This is a genomic window from Bradyrhizobium jicamae (genome assembly GCF_018130215.1).
Classification (GTDB): domain Bacteria; phylum Pseudomonadota; class Alphaproteobacteria; order Rhizobiales; family Xanthobacteraceae; genus Bradyrhizobium; species Bradyrhizobium jicamae_A.
In genome coordinates this window covers 168531-174594 of record NZ_JAFCKQ010000010.1, presented here as the reverse complement: position 1 = coordinate 174594, position 6064 = coordinate 168531, and the positions used below count along the sequence as shown (strand labels likewise).

4 protein-coding genes are annotated in these 6064 nt (G+C 64.6%); 3 read left to right on the top strand and 1 reads right to left on the bottom strand.

Annotation, left to right across the window (positions count from 1 at the left end):
* Positions 1-488 precede the first annotated feature (488 nt).
* A complete protein-coding gene (locus JQ586_RS14870) occupies positions 489-950 on the bottom strand; it encodes an Lrp/AsnC family transcriptional regulator (protein ID WP_212395330.1) in 462 nt (153 codons plus the stop codon).
* A gap of 131 nt (positions 951-1081) precedes the next feature.
* On the opposite strand from JQ586_RS14870, the gene JQ586_RS14865 reads away from it, so the two are divergent.
* The 3 genes from JQ586_RS14865 to bla all read left to right on the top strand — a co-directional run bounded on the left by JQ586_RS14865 (position 1082) and on the right by bla (position 6052).
* Positions 1082-3448, top strand: coding sequence for a transketolase (locus tag JQ586_RS14865; protein WP_212395329.1), 2367 nt, complete (start codon positions 1082-1084; stop codon positions 3446-3448).
* Positions 3449-3627: 179 nt separating this feature from the next.
* Entirely contained in the window at positions 3628-5058 is a 1431-nt protein-coding gene (locus tag JQ586_RS14860; protein WP_212395328.1) for an aldehyde dehydrogenase family protein, read from the top strand.
* Between the two features lie 106 nt (positions 5059-5164).
* Positions 5165-6052, top strand: coding sequence for a subclass B3 metallo-beta-lactamase (gene bla, locus JQ586_RS14855; RefSeq protein ID WP_212395327.1), 888 nt, complete (start codon positions 5165-5167; stop codon positions 6050-6052).
* Positions 6053-6064: the final 12 nt, after the last annotated feature.

Genomic DNA, 6064 nt, shown 5'->3' with positions numbered 1-6064 from the left:
GTGCAGGCCTGACGCCCTGGTGGCAGGTGTCCTCTCGTGAAGCGTGCGCAAGCATCTTTGCGAAAGCGGTGACAAAAGAGCCCAGTCTCACCGGGGCGAGCACGTATAAGCCGTAACCCATCGCGCAGGGAAAGCCGGGTTGTTCCGGTTACACCTGTGGTCCTACCCCCGTGCTTTCTACCTTGCACGGGGCCCATGGGTGCGATCGGCACCCGGCTTTCCCTGCGCCCTCCGATCAAGGAGAGTGCGAAACGAGATACAAAGCTCGGGCAATTCATGTCGCGAGAACGCGGATGTGTGACTCACAGGCGGCGCAACGCACTCGATGTCGTCCTGGCCTGGTGCGCAATTGCGCACGGGGGGCCACGACCCATTACCCCACATGCCGGTCGTTGCGTGATGCTGGGTCACGATCCAGTTCAGCACCAAATCATGGGTCCCGGCCTTCGCCGGGAGGACAGCGAGAGAGTGGCGTTAGCGAGAAGCGCTTACACCGGCAACGCAGTCGAATACTTCACCTGGCTCAATGCAAAGCTCGACTCGATCGAGGCAATCCCGTCGAGCCTCGTCAGCTTGTTCTTCAGGAACGCCTCATAGGAGGAGAGGTCGGCCGCGACGACGCGCAGCAGATAGTCGCGGTTTCCGGTCATCAGATAGCATTCGAGCACCTCGTCCCATTTGGAGATCGCGCGGGCGAAGCGGTTGAGGTCTTCCTCCTTCTGCCGCGCGAGCTTGATCGAGATGAAGACGGAGACATGCAGCCCGAGCGATTTCTGGTCGACGGTTGCGATATAGCGGGAGATCACGCCGCGCTCTTCCAGCAGTTTGACCCGGCGATGGCAGGGCGACACCGACAGCCCGACCTTGTCGGCGAGCTCCTGCATGGTCATGCGACTGTCGGTCTGGAGGAGACCCAGGATCTTGCGGTCGATGGCGTCGAGGGCGGGCATTGGGATGAACTCATCGGTTGAGGCCGTATCGTGGTAATTTATCCCAATCTTTCCTGTGCTGTCGCGAGAATTTGAGATTTTTGCGGGACGCGCCGGCAGTAACATCGATCATACTGTCTGGGAGCATTGCCATGGGAATCACGCCTGAACGCCTCGACATGCTGTCCGCCCTGGCCCGCAAGGTGCTGTGGCTGTCGTCGTGGACCATCCATCATGCCAACCATGTCAGGCCGAACAGCGACGGGCTGAAGGTCGGCGGCCACCAGGCATCTTCCGCCTCGCTCGCCAACATCATGTCGGCGCTCTATTTCTCGGTGCTGCGGCCGCAGGACCGAGTCGCGGTGAAGCCGCACGCCAGCCCGGTGTTCCATGCGATCCAGTACCTGTTCGGACACCAGACCCGCGACAAGCTGGAGAATTTCCGCGGTTACAAGGGCGCGCAGTCCTATCCGTCCCGCACCAAGGACACCGACGACGTCGATTTCTCTACCGGATCGGTCGGCCTCGGCGTCGCCCAGACGCTGTTCGCCTCGCTGGTGCAGGATTACGTCAAGGCGCATGGCTGGATGAAGGAGCGGCCCGAGGGCCGCATGATCGCGCTGGTCGGCGATGCCGAGATGGATGAGGGCAACATCTTCGAGGCGCTGCTGGAGGGCTGGAAGCACGGCCTGCGCAACACCTGGTGGGTGGTCGACTACAACAGGCAGTCGCTCGACGCCGTTGTGCGCGAGGGGCTGTGGGCCAAGTTCGAGACCATGTTCCGCAATTTCGGCTGGGACGTGGTGATCGTGAAATACGGCAAGCTGATGCAGGCGGCCTTTGCCGAGCCGGGCGGCGAGGCGCTCAGGCGCTGGATCGACAATTGCCCGAACCAGATGTACGCGGCGCTCTGCTTCCAGGGCGGCGCTGCCTTTCGCAAGCATCTGCAGGACGACATCGGCGACCAGGGGCAGGTCACGGCCCTGATCGATCGCCGCAGCGACGATGAATTGCTGGCGCTGATGTCGAACCTCGGCGGCCATGACATGGCGAGCATGATCGAGGCCTTCGAAGCTGTTGATCACGACCGCCCGGTCTGCTTCATCGCCTACACCATCAAGGGCGTCGGGCTGCCGATGCAGGGTCACAAGGACAACCATGCGGGCCTGATGACCGTGGCGCAGATGGAGAAGTGGCGCACCGCGCAGAACATCCGCGCGGGTCATGAATGGGATCGGTTCGAGGGCCTGTCGCAGGATCCCGCGAAGCTCGAAGCGTTTCTTGCGGGCGCGCCGTTCAATCGCGAGGGACGCCGCCGCCTCTCTGCGCCGGAGATCGAGGTGCCGGAGCGGCTCGCCTTCAAGGCCTCGGCGCAGATGTCGACGCAGCAGGGGTTCGGCCTGATCCTCCACGAGCTCGCGCGAGGCGACAGCGCGCTGGCCTCGCGCATCGTCACCGCATCGCCCGACGTGACCGTGTCGACCAATCTCGGCGGCTGGGTCAATCGCCGCGGCCTGTTCGCGAAGCTTGAGAACCACGACCTGTTCCGGCAGGAGAAGATCCCGTCTGCCTACACCTGGGAGTATTCGCCCAAGGGCCAGCACATCGAGCTCGGCATCGCCGAGATGAACCTGTTCATCATGCTTTCGGCGCTCGGCCTGTCGCATGAGATCAATGGCGCGCGGCTGCTGCCGGTCGGCACGCTCTACGATCCCTTCATCGAGCGCGGCCTCGATGCGCTCAACTATGCCTGCTACCAGGATGCCCGCTTCATGGTGGCGGCGACGCCGGCAGGCGTGTCGCTGGCGCCGGAGGGCGGCGCGCACCAGTCGATCAAGACGCCGCTGATCGGCATCGGCCAGGACGGGCTCGCATCGTTCGAGCCGGCCTTCGTCGATGAACTTGCCGTGATCATGGCTTTCGGATTCCAGCACATGCAGCGCGAGGGCGCCGAGGGCGGCTCCGTGTATTTGCGGCTCTCGACGCGCACGCTCGAGCAGCCGCAGCGGATCATGACACCGGAGCTCGCGCGCGACATCACCGATGGCGCCTATTGGCTGCGCAAGCCCGGACCGAACTGCGACATCGTCATCGCCTACACCGGCACCGTCGCGCCGGAGGCGATCGAGGCGGTCGGCCTGATCGGCGAAAGCCATCGTGACGTCGGTTTACTGGCGGTAACCTCCGCCGACCGGCTTTACGCCGGATGGTCCGCCGCGCGGAATTTGCGCCGGGATCGCCGCGGAGTGCAGCATTTGAGTCATATCGAGCAGTTGCTTGCGCCGCTCGGCCGCGACTGCGGCATTGTGACCGTGATCGACGGCCATCCGGCGTCGCTCGGTTGGCTCGGCGGCGTGCGCGGCCACCGGGTCGAGGCGCTGGGGATCGAGCATTTCGGCCAGACCGGGACGATCGGCGACCTCTACCGCCATTACGGCATCGATGCCAACGCGATCATCGACGCTGCGGAAGGGCTTTCGGTTGGCGCGCCGGTGCGGCATCGCAAGATGGCGGTGTGACGCCGTATGGAGGAGGGGGCGGCGAGCCTTGCCACTTGCGCCGCCGAGGGCCTATATCCGGAGGGCGCGCACGAGCCGCGTCCCGCAGATGGCGGGTTCAATTCCCGGGGCTTTCGTGCAAGGATGCTTGCCGAACGCTTCCGTTCCCCTTTCCATACGCCCCGTACAAGAGGTTTCCGATGGTCAATCGCATGCAATTCTACATCGATGGCGCCTGGGTCGATCCCGCCGTCAAGAAGTCCACCCCGGTCGTCAATCCGGCGACTGAAGAAGCGATGTATGAAGTCGCGCTCGGCTCCAAGGCCGATCTCAACAAGGCGGTCGCGGCCGCCAAGCGCGCGTTCGAGACCTATTCCAAGACCACCCGCGACGAGCGCGTCGCGCTGCTCACCAAGGTCATCGAAGTCTACAAGGGCCGCATGAAGGAGATCGGCGCCGCCGTCTCCGACGAGATGGGCGCTCCGCTGCCGATGGCCGAGAAGCTGCAGGCCGGCGCCGGCCTCGGCCACCTCATGAACACCCTCGAAGTGCTCAAGAAGTACGAGTTCGAGGAGGCCATGGGCACCGCCGTGGTGGTGCGCGAGCCGGTCGGCGTCATCGGCATGATCACGCCCTGGAACTGGCCGCTGAACCAGATCGCCTGCAAGGTCGCGCCCGCGCTCGCCGCCGGCTGCACCATGATCCTGAAGCCCTCCGAGTTCACCCCGACCTCGGCGCTGATCTTCGCAGAAATCCTCCATGAAGCCGGCGTGCCGAAGGGCGTGTTCAACCTCGTCAACGGCCTCGGCCCGGAGGTTGGTGCCGCGATGAGCGAGCACCCGGACATCGACATGATCTCCTTCACCGGTTCGACCCGCGCCGGCGTCGACGTCGCCAAGCGCGCGGCGCCGACCGTGAAGCGCGTCAGCCAGGAGCTTGGCGGCAAGTCGCCGAACGTGATCCTCGAAGGCGCCGACCTCGCCAAGGCGGTGGCCGGCGGCGTGATGCACATGTTCAACAACTCGGGCCAGTCCTGCAACGCACCGTCGCGCATGATCGTGCCGCTCTCCAAGATGAAGGAAGTGGCCGCGATCGCGAAGGGCGTCGCCGAAAAGACCAAGGCGGGCGATCCGCGCGCTGCCGACACCACGATCGGTCCGGTGGTCAATCGCGGCCAGTGGGACAAGATCCAGACGCTGATCCAGAAGGGCATCGACGAGGGCGCAACGCTCGTCGCCGGCGGCCCGGGTCTGCCCGAGGGCGTCAACAAGGGCTTCTATGTCCGCCCGACCATCTTCGCTGACGTCACCAACGACATGACGATCGCCCGCGAGGAAATCTTCGGGCCGGTGCTCACCATCCTCGGCGCCAAGGACGAGGCTGAGGCCGTCAAGATCGCCAACGACACGCCCTATGGCCTCGCTGGCTACGTCTCGGCCGACACCGTGGAAACCGCGCGCCGCGTCGGCCGCCAGATCCGCGCCGGCAACGTCAACCTGCAGGGCGTGCCGAACGAGCGCTCCGCGCCGTTCGGGGGTTACAAGCAGTCGGGCAACGGCCGCGAGTGGGGCCGCTACGGTCTGGAAGAGTATCTCGAGGCCAAGGCCGTCGCGGGCTACAACGCGGCGTAAAGGCAACTCGATGCGGCGGCTGCGCCGTTCGTGACGTGAGAATGCCGGCTCCGAAAGCAGCCGGCATTCTTCATTGAACAACAATAAAAGAACAAGGGGACGGAACGTGAAGAAGCTGATCATTGCGTTGGTCGCGCTGCTGCCGCTGACCGGCGCGGCGCACGCCCAGACCATCAAGGACATGCTCGCGACGCTGCGGGCGGCGTGGGACAAGCCGACCGAGCCGTTCCGGATCATCGACAACGTCTATTATGTCGGCACCGCGGGACTCGCGTCCTACCTGATCACCTCGCCGCAGGGGCATATCCTGGTGGATACCGCGATGCCGGAGGCGACCTCGCAGATCGAGGCGAGCATCGAAAAGCTCGGCTTCAAGGTCACCGACATCAAATATCTCCTCAACACGCATGCCCATATCGATCACACCGGGGGCCTTGCTGAAATCAAGCAGGCAAGCGGTGCACAGGTCGTCGCCGGCGAGCGCGACAAGCCCCTGCTGGAAGGCGGCTACTATCCGGGCGCGCAGGAGGAAGCCGCGCTGAACTTCCCGCCGGTGAAGGTCGATCGCACGGTGCACGAGGGCGATACCGTCACGGTGGGAAACGTCACATTGACGGCGTATGAGACGCCGGGCCATTCGCCGGGCTGTACCAGCTGGTCCTTCTCGGTGAAGGACGGGGATGCCACGCGCTCGGTGCTGATCTTCTGCAGCGGCACGGTGGCGCTGAACCGGCTGGTCGGCCATCCGACCTATCCCGGCATCGTCGACGACTACCGCAAGACCTTTGCCCGGGCCAGGGACATGAAGGTCGACGTGCTGCTCGCGCCGCATCCGGAGATGTACGACATGGCGGGCAAGCGCGCGAAGATCGCCGACGGCGCGCCCAATCCGTTCGTCAATCCCGGCGAGTTCAACACCTATGCCGCGACGCTGGAAAAGCAGTTCAACGACAGCCTTGCCAAGCAGACCGCCGCACTGGAGAAGAAGGAATGACCCGGTGCGACG

What these genes read in the sequence shown, in the direction of transcription:
- JQ586_RS14870 (WP_212395330.1), bottom strand. Translation starts at nt 950, where the DNA reads ATGCCCGCCCTCGACGCCATCGACCGCAAGATCCTGGGTCTCCTCCAG.
- JQ586_RS14865 (WP_212395329.1), top strand. Translation starts at nt 1,082, where the DNA reads ATGGGAATCACGCCTGAACGCCTCGACATGCTGTCCGCCCTGGCCCGC.
- JQ586_RS14860 (WP_212395328.1), top strand. Translation starts at nt 3,628, where the DNA reads ATGGTCAATCGCATGCAATTCTACATCGATGGCGCCTGGGTCGATCCC.